This window comes from Faecalibacterium sp. HTF-F (assembly GCF_023347535.1).
Taxonomy (GTDB): Bacteria; Bacillota; Clostridia; order Oscillospirales; family Ruminococcaceae; genus Faecalibacterium; species Faecalibacterium wellingii.
Window position 1 is genome coordinate 2,344,376 of record NZ_CP094473.1, and the last position, 16,655, is coordinate 2,361,030.

General features: G+C 56.8%; 11 protein-coding genes, 2 rRNA genes and 1 pseudogene. All 14 read right to left on the reverse strand.

What is annotated here, in order from left to right; genetic code table 11:
- Positions 1–63: 63 nt before the first annotated feature.
- A 23S ribosomal RNA gene (locus MTP37_RS11120) occupies positions 64–2,898 on the reverse strand.
- Between the two features lie 279 nt (positions 2,899–3,177).
- Positions 3,178–4,688: ribosomal RNA gene (locus MTP37_RS11125) — 16S ribosomal RNA — on the reverse strand.
- Together the 16S and 23S rRNA genes form the textbook arrangement of a ribosomal RNA operon.
- 541 nt (positions 4,689–5,229) lie before the next feature.
- Positions 5,230–6,120 carry a CPBP family intramembrane glutamic endopeptidase gene (locus tag MTP37_RS11130; protein ID WP_249237341.1) on the reverse strand — a complete coding sequence of 297 codons (891 nt, stop codon included), beginning with the start codon at positions 6,118–6,120 and terminating at the stop codon, positions 5,230–5,232.
- Positions 6,117–6,428 carry a heavy metal-binding domain-containing protein gene (locus tag MTP37_RS11135; protein ID WP_005944222.1) on the reverse strand — a complete coding sequence of 104 codons (312 nt, stop codon included), beginning with the start codon at positions 6,426–6,428 and terminating at the stop codon, positions 6,117–6,119. The genes MTP37_RS11130 and MTP37_RS11135 overlap by 4 nt, the downstream gene beginning before the upstream one ends.
- The gene (locus MTP37_RS13230; RefSeq protein ID WP_396344607.1) at positions 6,409–6,672 is read right to left on the reverse strand and encodes a hypothetical protein; all 264 of its coding nucleotides are present in this window, start codon (positions 6,670–6,672) and stop codon (positions 6,409–6,411) included. The genes MTP37_RS11135 and MTP37_RS13230 overlap by 20 nt, the downstream gene beginning before the upstream one ends.
- Before the next feature lie 103 nt (positions 6,673–6,775).
- Positions 6,776–6,844, reverse strand: a pseudogene (locus MTP37_RS13235) (MerR family transcriptional regulator); the annotation flags it as partial.
- Between the two features lie 188 nt (positions 6,845–7,032).
- Positions 7,033–8,220: a DEAD/DEAH box helicase gene (locus MTP37_RS11145; RefSeq protein ID WP_249237342.1), complete on the reverse strand. Its 1,188-nt coding sequence runs from the start codon at positions 8,218–8,220 to the stop codon at positions 7,033–7,035.
- 230 nt (positions 8,221–8,450) lie between these two features.
- The gene (locus MTP37_RS11150) at positions 8,451–8,753 is read right to left on the reverse strand and encodes an HU family DNA-binding protein (RefSeq protein ID WP_249237343.1); all 303 of its coding nucleotides are present in this window, start codon (positions 8,751–8,753) and stop codon (positions 8,451–8,453) included.
- Positions 8,754–8,985: 232 nt separating this feature from the next.
- Positions 8,986–12,237, reverse strand: a complete 3,252-nt coding sequence (gene carB / locus MTP37_RS11155; RefSeq protein WP_249237344.1) for a carbamoyl-phosphate synthase large subunit — start codon at positions 12,235–12,237, stop codon at positions 8,986–8,988.
- 1 nt (position 12,238) lies between these two features.
- A complete protein-coding gene (locus MTP37_RS11160; RefSeq protein ID WP_249237345.1) occupies positions 12,239–13,348 on the reverse strand; it encodes a carbamoyl phosphate synthase small subunit in 1,110 nt (369 codons plus the stop codon).
- Between the two features lie 21 nt (positions 13,349–13,369).
- Positions 13,370–13,963, reverse strand: a complete 594-nt coding sequence (pyrE, locus tag MTP37_RS11165) for an orotate phosphoribosyltransferase (protein WP_118528611.1) — start codon at positions 13,961–13,963, stop codon at positions 13,370–13,372.
- Between the two features lie 134 nt (positions 13,964–14,097).
- Positions 14,098–15,024, reverse strand: coding sequence for a dihydroorotate dehydrogenase (locus tag MTP37_RS11170; RefSeq protein WP_249237346.1), 927 nt, complete (start codon positions 15,022–15,024; stop codon positions 14,098–14,100).
- Entirely contained in the window at positions 15,024–15,797 is a 774-nt protein-coding gene (locus tag MTP37_RS11175) for a dihydroorotate dehydrogenase electron transfer subunit (protein WP_249237347.1), read from the reverse strand. The genes MTP37_RS11170 and MTP37_RS11175 overlap by 1 nt, the downstream gene beginning before the upstream one ends.
- Positions 15,778–16,644: an orotidine-5'-phosphate decarboxylase gene (gene pyrF / locus MTP37_RS11180; protein ID WP_249237348.1), complete on the reverse strand. Its 867-nt coding sequence runs from the start codon at positions 16,642–16,644 to the stop codon at positions 15,778–15,780. Before pyrF ends, MTP37_RS11175 begins: the two co-directional genes overlap by 20 nt.
- Positions 16,645–16,655 lie beyond the last annotated feature (11 nt).

Genomic DNA, 16,655 nt, shown 5'->3' on the forward strand with positions numbered 1-16,655 from the left:
CCTTCAAAACTGAATAATCACTGCTAGCATTTTTTCGTTGACTCTCAGAGTCTCAAGCGAATTGTGGTCAAGCCCTCGACCTATTAGTACACGCTTGCTGAATGGATCGCTCCACTTACACATCGTGCCTATCAACCTTGTAGTCTTCAAGGGGTCTTACTTGTTTGAAACAATGGGATATCTTATCTTTGGGTCGGCTTCACGCTTAGATGCTTTCAGCGTTTATCCGATCCGTACATAGTTGCCCAGCTATGCTCTTGGCAGAACAACTGGTGCGCCAGAGGTACGTCCGCTCCGGTCCTCTCGTACTAGGAACAGCTCCCATCAAATATCCTGCGCCCACGACAGATAGGGACCGAACTGTCTCACGACGTTCTGAACCCAGCTCGCGTACCGCTTTAATTGGCGAACAGCCAAACCCTTGGGACCGAATACAGCCCCAGGATGCGATGAGCCGACATCGAGGTGCCAAACCTCCCCGTCGATGTGGACTCTTGGGGGAGATCAGCCTGTTATCCCCAGGGTAACTTTTATCCGTTGAGCGATGGCATTTCCACTCACATACCACCGGATCACTAACTCCAACTTTCGTTACTGCTCGACCCGTCAGTCTCGCAGTTAGGCTCGCTTCTGCGTTTGCACTCTTTTGCTTGATTTCCGTTCAAGCTGAGCGAACCTTTGAACGCCTCCGTTACTCTTTAGGAGGCGACCGCCCCAGTCAAACTGCCCACCTAACAATGTCCCCCGCCTTGATTCAAAGGCGCAGGTTAGAATTCCAATATCGCAAGGATGGTATCCCAACGGCCACTCCACAAGCGCCAAAGCACCTGCTTCCCAGTGTCCCATCTATCCTGTGCATGCAACATCGAAACCCAATATTAGGCTACAGTAAAGCTCCATGGGGTCTTTCCGTCTTGTCGCGGGTAACCGGCATCTTCACCGGTACTACAATTTCGCCGGGCGGGCTGTTGAGACAGTGCCCAAATCATTACGCCTTTCATGCGGGTCAGAACTTACCTGACAAGGAATTTCGCTACCTTAGGACCGTTATAGTTACGGCCGCCGTTCACTGGGGCTTCGATTCAATGCTTGCACATCTCCTCTTAACCTTCCAGCACCGGGCAGGCGTCAGCTCGTATACGTCATCTTTCGATTTAGCACAAACCTGTGTTTTTGGTAAACAGTTGCTTGGGCCGATTCTCTGCGGCTGCATTGCTGCAGCACCCCTTCTCCCGAAGTTACGGGGTCAATTTGCCGAGTTCCTTAACAACCCTTCTCCCGTTGGCCTTAGAATCTTCTTCCTACCTACCTGTGTCGGTTTGCGGTACGGGCACCGCAGAAATACACACAGCTTTTCTCGCCATCTTCCATCCCGGACTTCGGTACTAACTTCCCTCGATCGCTACCGGAACCAACACCCGGCTCCGAGACTTCATATGTGTCCCTGTGCTTAACTCTTTTGGTGGTGACGGAATCTCTACCGTCTGTGCATCGGCTACGCCGTTAGGCCTCACCTTAGCTCCCGACTAACCTGGAGCGGACGAACCTTCCTCCAGAAACCTGAGGCTTTCGGCCATGCAGATTCTCACTGCATTCGCGCTACTCATTCCGGCATTCTCACTTCTATACACTCCACAGCCGCTTACGCTACTGTTTCACCGCGTATACAACGCTCCCCTACCCAATACATTGCTGTATTGCCTAAGCTTCGGTGTCAGGTTTAGCCCCGTTAAATTCTCCGCGCAAAGACGCTCGACCAGTGAGCTATTACGCACTCTTTGAATGAGTGGCTGCTTCTGAGCCAACATCCTGGTTGTCTGCGTATCTTCACATCGTTTTCCACTTAACCTGACTTTGGGACCTTAGCTGTAGATCTGGGCTGTTTCCCTTTTGACAATGACATTTATCTGACACTGTCTGACTCCCAAGCATCAATACTCTGGCATTCTGAGTTTGATAAGCTTCGCTAACCTCTCGGCCGCTAGGCTATTCAGTGCTTTACCTCCAGGTATCTAACTTGAGGCTAGTCCTAAAACTATTTCGGGGAGAACCAGCTATCTCCGGGTTCGATTGGAATTTCTCCGCTACCCACAGTTCATCCGCCGCCTTTTCAACGGAGGTCGGTTCGGTCCTCCATGGAATTTTACTTCCACTTCAACCTGACCATGGGTAGGTCACCCGGTTTCGGGCCCATTATATGCAACTTAACGCCCTTTTCAAACTCGCTTTCGCTTCGGCTCCAGACCTTAAGTCCTTAACCTTGCTGCATACAATCGCTCGCCGGACCGTTCTACAAAAAGTACCCTATCACGCTTTGACGCGCTCTAGGTGCTTGTAGGCACAGGGTTTCAGGTTCTTTTTCACTCCCCTCCCGGGGTGCTTTTCACCTTTCCTTCACAGTACTATACGCTATCGGTCACTGGGTAGTATTTAGGGTTGGAGGGTGGTCCCCCCGTATTCCGACCAGGTTTCACGTGTCTGGCCGTACTCTGGAATTCGCTCGGCTCTTGTCGTTTTCACCTACGTGGTTTTCACACTCTCTGACCGGCCTTCCCATGCCGTTCGGTTAACAACTTAAGTCCTAAATGCGCTCCGTACCCCGAAAGTATTTCTACTCTCGGTTTGCCCTCTTCCGCGTTCGCTCGCCACTACTTACGGAATCTCGTTTGATGTCTCTTCCTCGCCCTACTTAGATGTTTCAGTTCAGGCGGTTCCCTCGATATACCTATTTTGAAGTTCAGTATAACGTACCTGAGTATGAACCCAGGTGAGTTTCCTCATTCAGAAATCTCCGGATCAATGCTTATTTGCAGCTCCCCGAAGCTTATCGCAGCTTATCACGTCTTTCATCGGCTCCCAGTGCCAAGGCATTCGCCCTGCGCCCTTGTTCGCTTGACCTTTCAAACGTTCTCTTGGAACATTTGGTATCCTCTTGATTCTCTCTTGCCAACGAAGATTATTGTTACCCTTCCTTTTGAAATTGTAATATTTCTTAAAAAGAACTTACTATAATCTTTGTTTCGCAGTTATTATTCAGTTTTCAAGGTACGTCTTTGAAGGTTCTTTCAAGCTTTCGCTCTTCAGGGCCCTCAAAATCGAACAATATCTACTCTGCTTGTTTGTTACCTGTCCGAAAGATCGTCATCTTTGATGTCGCTCTTTCGCCTGACTCCTTAGAAAGGAGGTGATCCAGCCGCAGGTTCTCCTACGGCTACCTTGTTACGACTTCACCCCAATCACCAGTTTTACCTTCGGCGGCGTCCTCCTTGCGGTTAGACTACCGACTTCGGGTCCCCCCGGCTCTCATGGTGTGACGGGCGGTGTGTACAAGGCCCGGGAACGTATTCACCGTGGCATGCTGATCCACGATTACTAGCAATTCCGACTTCGTGCAGGCGAGTTGCAGCCTGCAGTCCGAACTGGGACGTTGTTTCTGAGTTTTGCTCCACCTCGCGGTCTTGCTTCTCTTTGTTTAACGCCATTGTAGTACGTGTGTAGCCCAAGTCATAAAGGGCATGATGATTTGACGTCATCCCCACCTTCCTCCGTTTTGTCAACGGCAGTCTGGCCAGAGTCCTCTTGCGTAGTAACTGACCATAAGGGTTGCGCTCGTTGCGGGACTTAACCCAACATCTCACGACACGAGCTGACGACAACCATGCACCACCTGTCTCCTTGCTCCGAAGAGAAATACTGTTTCCAGCATCGTCAAGGGATGTCAAGACTTGGTAAGGTTCTTCGCGTTGCGTCGAATTAAACCACATACTCCACTGCTTGTGCGGGCCCCCGTCAATTCCTTTGAGTTTCAACCTTGCGGTCGTACTCCCCAGGTGGATTACTTATTGTGTTAACTGCGGCACTGAAGGGGTCAATCCTCCAACACCTAGTAATCATCGTTTACGGTGTGGACTACCAGGGTATCTAATCCTGTTTGCTACCCACACTTTCGAGCCTCAGCGTCAGTTGGTGCCCAGTAGGCCGCCTTCGCCACTGGTGTTCCTCCCGATATCTACGCATTCCACCGCTACACCGGGAATTCCGCCTACCTCTGCACTACTCAAGAAAAACAGTTTTGAAAGCAGTTTATGGGTTGAGCCCATAGATTTCACTTCCAACTTGTCTTCCCGCCTGCGCTCCCTTTACACCCAGTAATTCCGGACAACGCTTGTGACCTACGTTTTACCGCGGCTGCTGGCACGTAGTTAGCCGTCACTTCCTTGTTGGGTACCGTCATTATCTTCCCCAACAACAGGAGTTTACAATCCGAAGACCTTCTTCCTCCACGCGGCGTCGCTGCATCAGGGTTTCCCCCATTGTGCAATATTCCCCACTGCTGCCTCCCGTAGGAGTCTGGGCCGTGTCTCAGTCCCAATGTGGCCGTTCAACCTCTCAGTCCGGCTACCGATCGTCGCCTTGGTGGGCCGTTACCTCACCAACTAGCTAATCGGACGCGAGGCCATCTCAAAGCGGATTACTCCTTTTCCCTCTGCTCGATGCCGAGCCGTGGGCTTATGCGGTATTAGCAGTCGTTTCCAACTGTTGTCCCCCTCTTTGAGGCAGGTTCCTCACGCGTTACTCACCCGTTCGCCACTCGCTCGAGAAAGCAAGCTCTCTCTCGCTCGTTCGACTTGCATGTGTTAGGCGCGCCGCCAGCGTTCGTCCTGAGCCAGGATCAAACTCTTTATAAATGATATTTATCACTTAAAAGTGTTAAATCTTGTTCGCTCAGCACGCAATCGCTTGCGTCCTGTGTGAATTACTTTTGGAATTGTTTTAAGTGTTTTTCCAAACACATAAAGGTTCCTTACAAGTTTTTCGATATTGTTCAATTTTCAAGGTCCTGTGCGCCTCAGCCTTGCGGCTGACGACCTGCTTATTGTACCACCGAAGTGGTTTTTTGTCAAGCCTTATTTTTTAGAAGCTTTTGAACTTTCTGAACTTGGACACTCAAGAAGTTTCTCAGAACAAACCGGAACTTTTTCAGCGTCTATTGGTTCTTTTCAAGGGCTTCCTGCTGTGGCTTCGGAAGTCATTCTTTTGCCTCAGCGCTTGGCGCTCAAGTATAATACCACACCCCCGCCTCCTTGTCAACACTTTTTGACAGATTTTTTTCATTCTTTTTTGCGTTCACCCCAAAACAGCAGCAAACCGCAGGAAAAACTGCGCCGCAGCTGCAATGCAGCTGCGGCGGCAAAAGCGGAAGAGTCCTCTCCCGGAATATTCAGGTTTTCAGGATCTTCGCAGGGTCAGCCAGACTGCAGCAGCCAGCATGGGCAGCATTCCGATCAGGCCAATGGGTGCCGGGCCCAATACATTATAGTAACTGTCTGCCGGGTTCGTCAAAACCACAAACAGCGCTGCCACCGCATTGAACGCGCCGTGCGCAATGGACGGCACCCAGATGCACCCAGTCTTTTCATAGAGCCAGTCCAACAGGGTATTGAGCGCAAAGCAGACTATGCACCACACGAAAAGGCCCAGTACCGGCGCACCCAAGTAGTTGGTGCCGTATTCGTAGCCCACCAGCAGCATCAGCGGCCAGTGCCAGACACCCCAGATCACGCCGCCCAGCAGGCGGCCGTTGAGCAGGCCGAGCTGCTCCTTCAGGTGAGGCATCATATACCCGCGCCAGCCGGCTTCCTCACCCAAAGCTGCGAACATATTGATGAGCGGAGCCAGTGTGACCGCGAACAGACCTGTTTCCAGCATGTAGCTGAGGTTGGATACACCCAGCTCCCTGCGCAGGGTCTGCGCGTCCATCTCGCCGCCGTAGGCCGCTGTCAGCCAGCTGCCGGAGAGGTCCAGCCGATGCGGGAACACCGCAAAATAGAGCACTGCAGCCAGCACCGTGAACACCGCCGGGCCAAACCACGCCGCCAGCCAGTAGCGGCGCTTGCCCTGCACCTTCCAGCCGATGCCGGTGGGCTGGCGCAGAAAGACCTTTTGCACCAGCAGCACCGCCAGAAGCGGGCAGAGCATGGTGGCGACCAGCGCCAGCTGATACAGCACGGCATTCTGCTTTTGCAGCAGTGCCATGCAGCCACCGACCTGACACAGCCATGCCAGACCAAACGCTAACAGGAAATAAAGGCCGAAGCCCTGCTTTTCTTTTGTGGTCATACGAACTTCACCGCCGTTCCATAAGCAATGACCTCTGCCGCGCCCTGCATGACGCTGGCGGAAGCGTAGCGCATCCCTACAACTGCATCCGCTCCAAGGGCCTCTGCATCCTTGACCATGCGTCCTGTGGCGATCTGCCGGGCTTCGGTGAGCATATCCGCGTAGTCGGTCACTTCACCGCCCACCAGCGTGCGGAACCCCGCCATCAGATCGTGGCCCAGATTGCGGCTCTGCACCGTGCTGCCGCGCACCACGCCCAGCGCTTCCAGCTTTTTGCCGGGCACCTCGTTAATAGTTACGATAAGCATCTTCTTCTCCCTTTCCGATCTCTTCAATGCGTTCCAGCAGCACCTTCAGCGTGCCCACGATGCACCCCACCGGGATGCCGAACAATACGATGAGCAGCGGCAGCGGCGGCGCTTCCTGCGGGTCGCTGTAAAAGGCCCACGCCATCGTTGCGATCACAAAAGCCATCAGCGCCACAAAAAGGGCCGCGCCGACACAGGCACCGCGGATGCGCTCGCCTTTTCGGTCTGTGCGTTCGATGTTCACAAAGGTCACCCCCTGTTCTTCCCGTGCAGCAAGGCGCGCAAGCGTCTGCCTGCGAGTAGCTGCGGTAGCCGTTGCCCGGTTCGCGGCCGGGGGTAATGAGCCCCTCCTCCTCGTAAAAGCGGATGTTCTTTTTGGTCACGCCCACGGCGGCTTCCACTTCGTTGATCTTCATGGCTCCGGTGCCTCCTTACGTGCCTATATTACACCTTCCAGAAAGGGGAAGGTCAAGTCTTTTTACAAAAAGAACTCCCTTCGTCTCGCATTCGCTCGACACCTCCTTCAGAGAGGGAGGCTTACCGTACGGGCAGGCTCCCTCCTTGAGGGGGCTGTCTGCGGAGCAGACTGGGGGAGTTTCTTCCTTTAAAAATAACACTTGATCTGGAACCGATCGGCGTTGTCCTTTTTTTCCTCCACCACGATGTGCTCATGGTTGAAGTCAAAATGCACCGGGGTGCACAGGTCGGTATTGCGGGTCAGGCGCAGCAGCTCCTGCACCCGCTTTTTCTCCTCCGGCACATAGAACAGGTAGCTCACGCCCTCCTTTTTGGCACGACCGGTGCGGCCGATCCGGTGGGTGTAATGTTCGTTCTCGCTGGGGACATCGTAGTTGATGACGGCGTCCACGTCCGAAACATCGATGCCGCGGGCGGCAACGTCGGTGGCTACCAGAATGGCCAGCTTGCCGTCCCGGAAGTTTTGCATGATCTGGTTGCGCTCCTTCTGGGAGAGGTCGCCGTGCAGACAATCCACCGAGAAGCCCAGCCGTGCCAGCTGGTTGGCCAGAGTGGCCGTGTTGAACTTGGTATCGCAGAACACCATCACCCGCTTGTAGCTCTCACCAATGATGATCTGTGCAAGGTCGGAAAGCTTGTTGCGGCCGGAGGTCTCCAGCATATACTGGGTGATCTTGGGCTGGCTCTCCTCCCGGGGCTGGACGGTGATCTCCTCAGCGTTGTGCTGGTACAGCCAGCCAATGTCCATCACCTCGCGGCTGATGGTGGCCGAGAACATGGAAAGGGACTTGCGGGCCTTCATCATTTCAATGATATGCCGCACATCCTTATAGAAGCCCATGTTCAGCATCTCGTCGGCCTCGTCCAGCACGATCTGGGTCACATGGGAGATGTCGATGGTGCGGTGCTTGTAGTGGTCCATCAGACGGCCCGGCGTGGCTACCACGATCTGGCAGCCCTCGGCAAGGCGCTTTGCCTGCTTTTCCATATTGGCACCGCCATACACGCAGGCCACCTGTACCTCTGGCATAAAATAGGTGAGCTGGGTCAGCTCTTCTGCGATCTGCTGGGCCAGCTCCCGGGTGGGAGCCATGATGACAGCCTGCGGGTACTTGTTTTCCGGGAGGATATGCTCCGCCACCGGGATGCCGAAGGCACAGGTCTTGCCGGTGCCGGTGGGGGCTTTTGCGATCACGTCATGACCCGCCATCATGACGGGGATGGTCTTTTCCTGGATCTCGGTCATTTCGGCAAAGCCCATGCGTTCCACTGCCTGATGGATGGCCGGGCTGCACTGCAGTTCACTGTAAAGCATCTGAATCTCCGTTCCTTTGTCCTTTTATATTCTGCACTCAGTATAGCATGAAATGCCGCACTTGTCAGCAGAGAAACAAAAAGATGCCGTGCGCCGGGCACAGAGCGGGACGATTTAGAATGCCCTCCGCTTTGCTCTGGGCATTCCAAATCGTTCTCTCGCCCGCATATATCCAGCAAACAAAAAGGACCGCACCCGGGGTCACGGGTACGGTCCTCAATGCACATCGATCAGGCGGTCTCTTCCACGTTCTTCTTGCCTGCTTCCAGCTTCTGCTTGAAGCGGCCGCTGGCCTTGAAGCCGGGGATGGAGGTGGACTCCAGACGGCTGGAAACCTTGGTCTTGGGGTTGGTGTAGGCCTTGGGCTTGCGGGGACGCATCTCAAAACGGCCAAAGCCTGCGATGGTCACCTTCTCGTCTGCGCGCAGGCAGTCGGCGATCTGGTCAAACATCGCATCCATTGTGGTCTCGACCTGAGCTTCGGTAAAGCCGGTCTTGCGTGCAACAGTCTCGATCATCTGGGAACGGGTCATGTATCTATATCCTCCTGGAATGTCCAAAAGTAACGGTCTTTTGGCAAATTTTGCGTTGTTGAGTATAACATAATTTGCGCACTGTTTGCGACAGCTTGCGCACAAAACGTCATTTATTGCGCACGAACTTTTATATTCTCTGTCTGCCTTTCACAAATACAGCGCCCGCCGTTTTGGCGGGCGCTGTATAAAGTCTGTCTTTATCCGTTTCCGGGGGTAATTACAGCGGTAATTACTTGCGGTGATACAGGGTGGCAATATCCACCAGCGGAATATTTTCCAGACTGTGGTCGCTGCGCAGGCAGTTCACCAGAGCGTTGGCGGTATCCACGGCGGTGATGCAGGGAATGCTCAGCTCCACGGCCTTGCGGCGCAGGCGGACGGAATCGCGCTTGGGGTCACGGCCCTTGGCGCTGGTGGAGAACACGTAGTCCACCAGACCGCTCTGCAGCAGGTCCACGATGTTGGGCGACTCGCCGGACATATTGCGCACCTCGTTGCAGGGCACCATGTGCTTGTTGAGCCATGCGCAGGTGCCGGAGGTGCCGTACAGCTTGTAGCCCATGCTCTTGAGCTTCCATGCAATATCCACGAACTCCGGCTTGTCGCTGTCCTTCACGGTGAAGATGCAGCAGCTTGCAGGGCCGGGGGTCTTGAAGGTGTAGCCCGCGCCGATGAGGCCCTTGAGCAGGGCGTCGTGGTAGTTGGGGGCAATGCCCAGCACTTCGCCGGTAGACTTCATCTCGGGGCCGAACTGGGTATCCACACCGTGCAGCTTTTCAAAGCTGAACACAGGCACCTTGACGGCCACATAGGGTGCGTTGGGGTGCAGGCCGGTGCCATAGCCCATATCTGCCAGCTTCTCGCCCAGACAGCAGCGCACTGCCAGATCCACCATAGGCACGCCGGTGACCTTGGAGATATACGGCACAGTACGGGAGGAACGGGGGTTCACCTCAATGACGTACACTCTGCCGTTGGAGACAGCGTACTGCACATTCACCAGACCGGTGACATGCAACTCGCGGGCAAAGCGGCCGGTGTAGTCCACAATGGTATCGATCTCGGCCTGGGTCAGGTGCTGTGCCGGGTAGACGCAGATGGAGTCGCCGGAGTGCACACCGGTGCGCTCCACCTGCTCCATGATGCCGGGGATCAGGAAGTTCTCGCCGTCGCAGATGGCGTCCACTTCGCACTCGGTGCCCAGAATGTACTTATCCAGCAGCACAGGGTGATCCATGTCCACATGCTCGGTGATGACGCCCATGTACTCAATGACGTCTGCCTTGGTGTAGGCCACGATCATGTTCTGACCGCCCAGCACGTAGGAGGGGCGCATCAGCACCGGCAGGCCGATCTCATCGGCGGCGGCCAGCGCCTCGTCCAGATTGAACACGGTGCGGCCCGGTGCGCGGGGGATCTTGCAGCGCTCCAGCAGCTCGTCGAAGCGCTCACGGTCCTCGGCTTCATCGATGGCATCTGCCGGGGTGCCCAGAATGGGCAGGCCGATCTCGTCCATGTGCTTTGCCAACTTGATGGCGGTCTGGCCGCCGAACTGCACCACGCAGGCGTCCGGCTTCTCGGTGGCAATGATGTTGTCCACGCTCTCCGGGTTCAGCGGGTCAAAGTACAGACGGTCGCCGGTGTCAAAGTCGGTGGAGACGGTCTCAGGGTTGTTGTTGACCAGAATGGCTTCGCAGCCGTGCTTCTTCAGGGTCCACACACAGTGCACCGAGCAGTAGTCGAACTCGATGCCCTGACCGATGCGGATGGGGCCGGAACCAAAGACCAGCACCTTCTTTTTCTCGGGTTCGCCCTTGGCGGATGCTTCGGCTTCCTTCTCGGCAATGAACTCAGCGGCTTCGTTGTCGCCGTCGTAGGTGGAGTAGAAGTAAGGGGTGTTGGCCGAGAACTCGGCCGCACAGGTATCCACCATCTTGAAACCGGCGCGGTAGTTCTCCACAGGCAGGGTATCCACCTGTGCCAGACGCTTGATGGTCTTATCCTGGAAGCCGTACTTCTTGGCAGTCTTATACTGCTCTTCGGTCAGCACGCCGTTGCACTTGGCAAGACCGTTTTCCAGATTTGCCAGATGCTGCATCTTGTCCAGGAACCACCAGTCGATCTTGGTGATCTTGTAAATGGTCTCGTGGTCGATTCCGCGCTTGAGAGCCTCGTACACGCAGAACACGCGCTCGGCGTCCTGAACATGCATGTGAGCCACGATCTCGTCATCGGTCAGCTCCTCAAAGGGCTTGTGGGTCAGGGTATCCATGCCCAGCTCGATGGAGGAAACTGCCTTCATCATGGCAGCCTCGAAGCTGTTGCCAATGCTCATCACCTCGCCGGTGGCCATCATCTGGGTGCCCAGAGACTTGTCGGCGTAGACGAACTTATCAAAGGGCCACTTCGGGTACTTGACCACGATATAGTCCAGCGCAGGCTCAAAGCAGGCGCAGGTCTTGCCGGTGACGTCGTTGGTGATCTCGTCCAGCGTGTAGCCGATGGCGATCTTGGTGGCCACCTTGGCAATGGGATAGCCGGTAGCCTTGGAAGCCAGTGCGGAAGAGCGGGACACACGGGGGTTGACCTCGATGACCGCATAATCAAAGCTGTCCGGCTTCAGAGCAAACTGGCAGTTGCAGCCGCCCTCGATGCCCAGCTCGGTGATGATGTCCAGCGCAGCGGTGCGCAGCATCTGGTACTCGTGGTCGGTCAGGGTCTGGGAGGGAGCCACGACCACCGAGTCACCGGTGTGGATGCCCACGGGGTCGAGGTTCTCCATGTTACACACGGTGATGACGTTGCCCTTGTGGTCGCGCATGACCTCGTACTCGATCTCTTTCCAGCCGGCGATGCACTTTTCCACAAGGATCTGATGGATGGGGGAAAGGCGCAGGCCGTTGGTGCCGATCTCAATGAGCTTTGCCTTGTTCTCGCAGATGCCGCCGCCGGTGCCGCCCATGGTGAAGGCCGGGCGCACGATGACCGGGTAGCCGATGCGGTCGGCGCAGGCCAGAGCGTCTTCCAGCGTCTCCACGACCTCGGAGGGAATGATGGGCTGGTGCAGCTTTTCCATGGTCTCCTTGAACAGCTCGCGGTCCTCGGCACGGTCGATGGTCTCGGGCTTGCAGGCCAGCAGACGGATGCCGGTGCGGTCCAGATAACCGGAGCGGGCCAGCTCCATGGACAGGTTCAGGCCCATCTGGCCGCCGAGGTTCGGCAGCACAGAGTCCGGCTTTTCAATGTCCAAAATGCGCTCCACGACTTCCAGCGTCATGGGCTCGATGTAAACATGGTCGGCCACATCCGGGTCGGTCATGATGGTTGCAGGGTTGGAGTTCAGCAGAACGGTCTCGATGCCCTCTGCCTTCAGGGCGCGGCAGGCCTGCGTGCCGGAGTAGTCGAACTCCGCAGCCTGACCAATGATGATGGGGCCGGAGCCAATGACCAGCACCTTCTTGATTCTAGGGTCCTTCGGCATTTCAGCGTGCCTCCTTTTTTGCTGCTTTGACGTTGTTCAGGAAGCGGTCGAACAGAAACTCGGTATCCTTGGGGCCGCCGTTTGCTTCCGGGTGGAACTGCACGGTGAAGCAGTTCCACTTCTTATACTTGATGCCCTCACAGGTGCCGTCGTTGGCGTTCACCTGTGCCACCTCGCCCATCTCGGCGGGCAGCTCGTCGCCCACCACAGCGTAGCCGTGGTTCTGGCTGGTGATGAAGGTGCGGCCGGACTCAAAGTCAGTCACAGGCTGGTTGGCACCGCGGTGGCCGTACTTCAGCTTCATGGTCTTGGCACCGGCTGCCAGCGCGGACAGCTGGTGGCCCAGACAGATGCCGAAGGTGGGGATGTTCAGTGCAAAGATCTGCTTGAGGTTCTCGATGATCTCCACCGGCTCGGCGGGGTCGCCGGGGCCGTTGGACAGCATGATGCCGTCCGGGTTCAGAGCTTTGATCTGGTCTGCCGTTGCAAAGGCGGGCATGACCGTCACCTTGCAGCCGCGCTTGACAAGGCAGCGCACGATGTTGCGCTTGCAGCCGTAGTGCATCAGCACGATATGGGTCTCGCCCTGCGGATTGAACACCTCGGGGGCAGCGCAGGTCACGTTCTTCACCGCATCGGTGACGGCATAGGCGCGGATCTGGGCCAGCAGGGCCTCGGTCTCGGCCTTGTTGGCCGGGTCGGCGGGATCAAAGGTGGTCAGGATGGCACCGTTCATCACGCCGCTTTCCCGGATGATGCGGGTCAGGTGGCGGGTATCGATGCCCTCGATGCCGATGGTGTTGTTCTTTTTCAAAAAGCTGTCCAGCGTTTCCTCGCAGCGCCAGTTGGAGGGGGTGGTGCAGGCCTCACGCACGATGTAGCCCTTTGCCCAGATGCGGTCGGACTCCATGTCGTCCTTATTCATGCCGTAGTTGCCGATAAGGGGGTAGGTCTGGGTGATGATCTGGCCGTAGTAGCTGGGGTCGGTCAGAGTCTCCTGAAAGCCCACCATACCGGTGGCAAAGACCACCTCGCCCACGGTGACGCCCTCGGCACCCACCGACTGGCCGGCAAAGACCATGCCATTTGCCAAAAGAAGATATGCGTTCATAGTTTTCCTCGTTTCAACACATTACAGGGTCTGCTTTGCTTCCTGCTTCATCTTGCGGCTGCCCAGATGCACCAGCGGCAGCTTGCCCTCCTTGCAGATGGGGCACTCTTCCGGTGCGTAGTTGGGCAGGTCCAGCTTGAGGGCGCTTGCCACGATGGGAATGGGAGACGGAGCCTCGGGCTTAGTGCGGTCCACCACGCAGGTAATGCCCACACAGATGCCGCCGTTCTCCTCAATGACCCGCTTGGTCTCCAGAGAGGAGATGCCAGTGGTGACCACATCCTCAGCGATGAGGCACTTCTCACCCGGATGGATGGCGAAGCGCTTCAGGGTCATCACATTGTCCACGCGCTCGGTAAAGATGGCGCGCTTGCCGGTCTGGCGGGCCAGCTCGTAGGCATAGACGATGCCGCCCATGGCAGGTCCCACGATCACATCCACGTCCATTTCCTTGACCTTATCTGCCACGCTCTTCATGACCTCGGCGCAGCGGTCGGGGTACTGCTGCAGATAAGCCATCTGGCAGTATGCGCTGGAATGGCGGCCGGAGGACAGCAGGAAGTGACCTTCCAGGAACGCGTCACAGCTCTTCAGGATTTCAAGTGCTTCACTCATTGTACTTCTCCCTCTCTTTTATAAAAATGTCTTTTGAACGGTATTGTACCACGCTTTTGCGTGATTTGCAAATTTATGCAGCGACTTTGTTTTTATGCGTATAAATCAGCGTTTTTGCTGGTATATCAATTGGATTATTCAGCATTCCGGGCACATCCGCGGATCTCGTCCAGTGTTTTCACGCCGTTCTTGTCCATCCATGCGGCCATCTCGTCCGCAATGGTCTCCATGGCGCGGGGGTTGGCAAAGTTTGCGGCACCCACCTGCACCGCCGCAGCACCGGCCATGATGAACTCCAGTGCGTCACGGCCCGTGGCGATGCCGCCCAGACCCACCACCGGGATGTTCACAGCGCCCACGGCCTGCCAGACCATGCGCAGAGCGATGGGCCGCACCGCCGGGCCGGACAGGCCCGCAAAGATGTTGTTGAACACCGGGCGGCGCTTTTCCAGATCGATGGCGCAGGCCTGGAAGGTGTTGGTCAGGCTGATGGCGTCCGCACCGGCGGCTTCCACAGCCTTGCACATCTCGGGGATGTTCTCGGCCTGCGGGCTCAGCTTGACCATCAGGGGCTTTTTGCAGGCAGCGCGCACCATGTGCACCACCTCACCGGCAGCCTCGGACTTGACGCCGTAGGCCATGCCGCCCACCTTGACGTTGGGGCAGGAGATGTTCAGCTCCACGATGTCCACTGCGCTGTCGCTCAGCATCGCGGCACCTTCCACGTACTCTTCCTCGCTGTGGCCGCCAAGGTTGGCAATGGCCACCGTGCCGTACTTCTGCTTCAGCTCCAGCATCTCGGGCAGCTCCACGTCAATGAAGTGCTGCACGCCGGGGTTCTGCAGGCCGATGCTGTTGATGAGGCCGGAGGGGGTCTCCCACAGGCGCTCGCCCTTGTTGCCGTACTGGCCGTGCAGGGTCAGACCCTTGCCGGAGATGCCGCCGATCTTGGCAAAGTCTGCCAGCTCTTCGTACTCCACGCCGTAGCCCACGGTGCCGGATGCGCCGATGACCGGGCTGTTCATCACAAAGCCCAGCAGGTTGGTTTTCAGGTCAGCCATCAGAAGAACACCTCCGTTGCATCAAATACCGGGCCGTTCTTGCACACGCTCTTGCCCTCGCCGCCCTTGGTCTCGCAGGTGCAGCCAAGGCAGGCACCGATGCCGCAGGCCATCTTCTTTTCCATGCTCACAAAGCAGGGGGTGCCCTTTTCGGCACACAGGCGGGCGGCGTTCTTCATCATGACCGTGGGGCCGCACACCAGCACCACATCGTAGTCGGCGGGGTCGTACAGCTGGGTGACAAAGCCGTGGAAGCCCACCGCGCCGGTGTCGGTGGACACCTTGACGAGGTTTGCGATCTCGCGGTACTCCTCCATGCAGTAGGGGGCATCCCGGAAGCCGAAGAACACATCCGGCTTCACGCCTGCCGCTGCCAGCTCGCGGGTGAGCTGGAACATGGGCGCAGTGCCGATGCCGCCGCCCACCACAGCGATTTTTTTGTACTTGCTCAGGATGTCCGGCACATCAAAGCCGTTGCCCATAGGGCCGGTGAGCTGGAAGGTATCCTTCATTTTGAGCTGCGCGATCTTTTCCGTGCCCTCGCCCACCACCTGATACAGAAACTCGATGGTGCTGCTGTCCGGGTTCCAGCGGTGCACGCTGATGGGCCGGGACAGGAAGGGGGCTTCGTCTGCGCCCCATGCACGCAGGGTAAAGAACTGGCCTGCGTGTGGTGCGTGGTCGCGGTCCGGCCAGACCACCGTCAGCAGACGGATGTCCGAGGCAATGACCTCATTGCGCAGAACAGTGGCTTCACAGCAGGCTGCACGCATGAGCAATGGCCTCCTTCATATTCACACATTCGTTGTAAGCGGCTTCGTCAAAGGCAGTGCCCGGCTGCTTTTTGTAGGCCAGCAGGATGCCGCGGCTGGAGTTGACCACGCCGCCGTTGCCCTTGGTAAGATACTGGGCAATGTCCTCGGCCTTGCCGCCCTGTGCGCCGTAGCCGGGGATCAGGAAGAAGCTGTCCTGATACTTTGCGCGGATCTCGGTGGCCTCCTCGATGTGGGTGCCGCCGATGACCAGACCGATGGAGGAGTAGCCGTGCTCGCCCATGTAGTCCTTGCCCAGAGCGTTCAGCTTGTCGCCCACCAGATCGTAGACGTGACGGCCATCGGCCAGCTTCTCGTACTCAAAGTCCTTGGCACCGCCGTTGGAGGTGCGGCAGAGCACGAACATGCCCTTGCCCTGCTTTTCGGCGTAGGGCAGGTAGGGGCTGATGGAGTCCAGACCCATGTAGGGTGCCAGCGTGACGAAATCACTCTCGAAATCACCGGTAAAGTGACCCATGGCGTACATCTCGGCGGTCTTGGCAATGTCGCCGCGCTTGATGTCGGCGATCACCGGCACACCTGCCTCGCGCACCGCCTTCAGGGTGTCGGCGTAGGCCTTCATGCCCTCAAGACCCAGAGACTCGTAGTAAGCGATCTGCACCTTGTAGCAGCCTGCCACGGCCTTGGTGGCGTCAATGAGCTTCTTGTTGAAGCGCACGATGTTCTCGCCGCGGGACAGGGTGCTGTCCACAAAATCGGCGGGCAGGTAGCTGAAGTCGGTGTCCAGACCCACGCACACCGGGCCGCGGGCTTCCACAGCTTCGTACAGTTTGTCCATGTTCGTCATTTGGGTGTACC

What these genes read in the sequence shown, in the direction of transcription:
- MTP37_RS11150 (WP_249237343.1), bottom strand. Translation starts at nt 8,753, where the DNA reads ATGACCCGTTCCCAGATGATCGAGACTGTTGCACGCAAGACCGGCTTT.
- MTP37_RS11130 (WP_249237341.1), bottom strand. Translation starts at nt 6,120, where the DNA reads ATGACCACAAAAGAAAAGCAGGGCTTCGGCCTTTATTTCCTGTTAGCG.
- pyrE (WP_118528611.1), bottom strand. Translation starts at nt 13,963, where the DNA reads ATGAGTGAAGCACTTGAAATCCTGAAGAGCTGTGACGCGTTCCTGGAA.
- MTP37_RS11135 (WP_005944222.1), bottom strand. Translation starts at nt 6,428, where the DNA reads ATGCTTATCGTAACTATTAACGAGGTGCCCGGCAAAAAGCTGGAAGCG.
- MTP37_RS11145 (WP_249237342.1), bottom strand. Translation starts at nt 8,220, where the DNA reads ATGCTTTACAGTGAACTGCAGTGCAGCCCGGCCATCCATCAGGCAGTG.
- carB (WP_249237344.1), bottom strand. Translation starts at nt 12,237, where the DNA reads ATGCCGAAGGACCCTAGAATCAAGAAGGTGCTGGTCATTGGCTCCGGC.
- MTP37_RS11175 (WP_249237347.1), bottom strand. Translation starts at nt 15,797, where the DNA reads ATGCGTGCAGCCTGCTGTGAAGCCACTGTTCTGCGCAATGAGGTCATT.
- pyrF (WP_249237348.1), bottom strand. Translation starts at nt 16,644, where the DNA reads ATGACGAACATGGACAAACTGTACGAAGCTGTGGAAGCCCGCGGCCCG.
- MTP37_RS11160 (WP_249237345.1), bottom strand. Translation starts at nt 13,348, where the DNA reads ATGAACGCATATCTTCTTTTGGCAAATGGCATGGTCTTTGCCGGCCAG.
- MTP37_RS11170 (WP_249237346.1), bottom strand. Translation starts at nt 15,024, where the DNA reads ATGGCTGACCTGAAAACCAACCTGCTGGGCTTTGTGATGAACAGCCCG.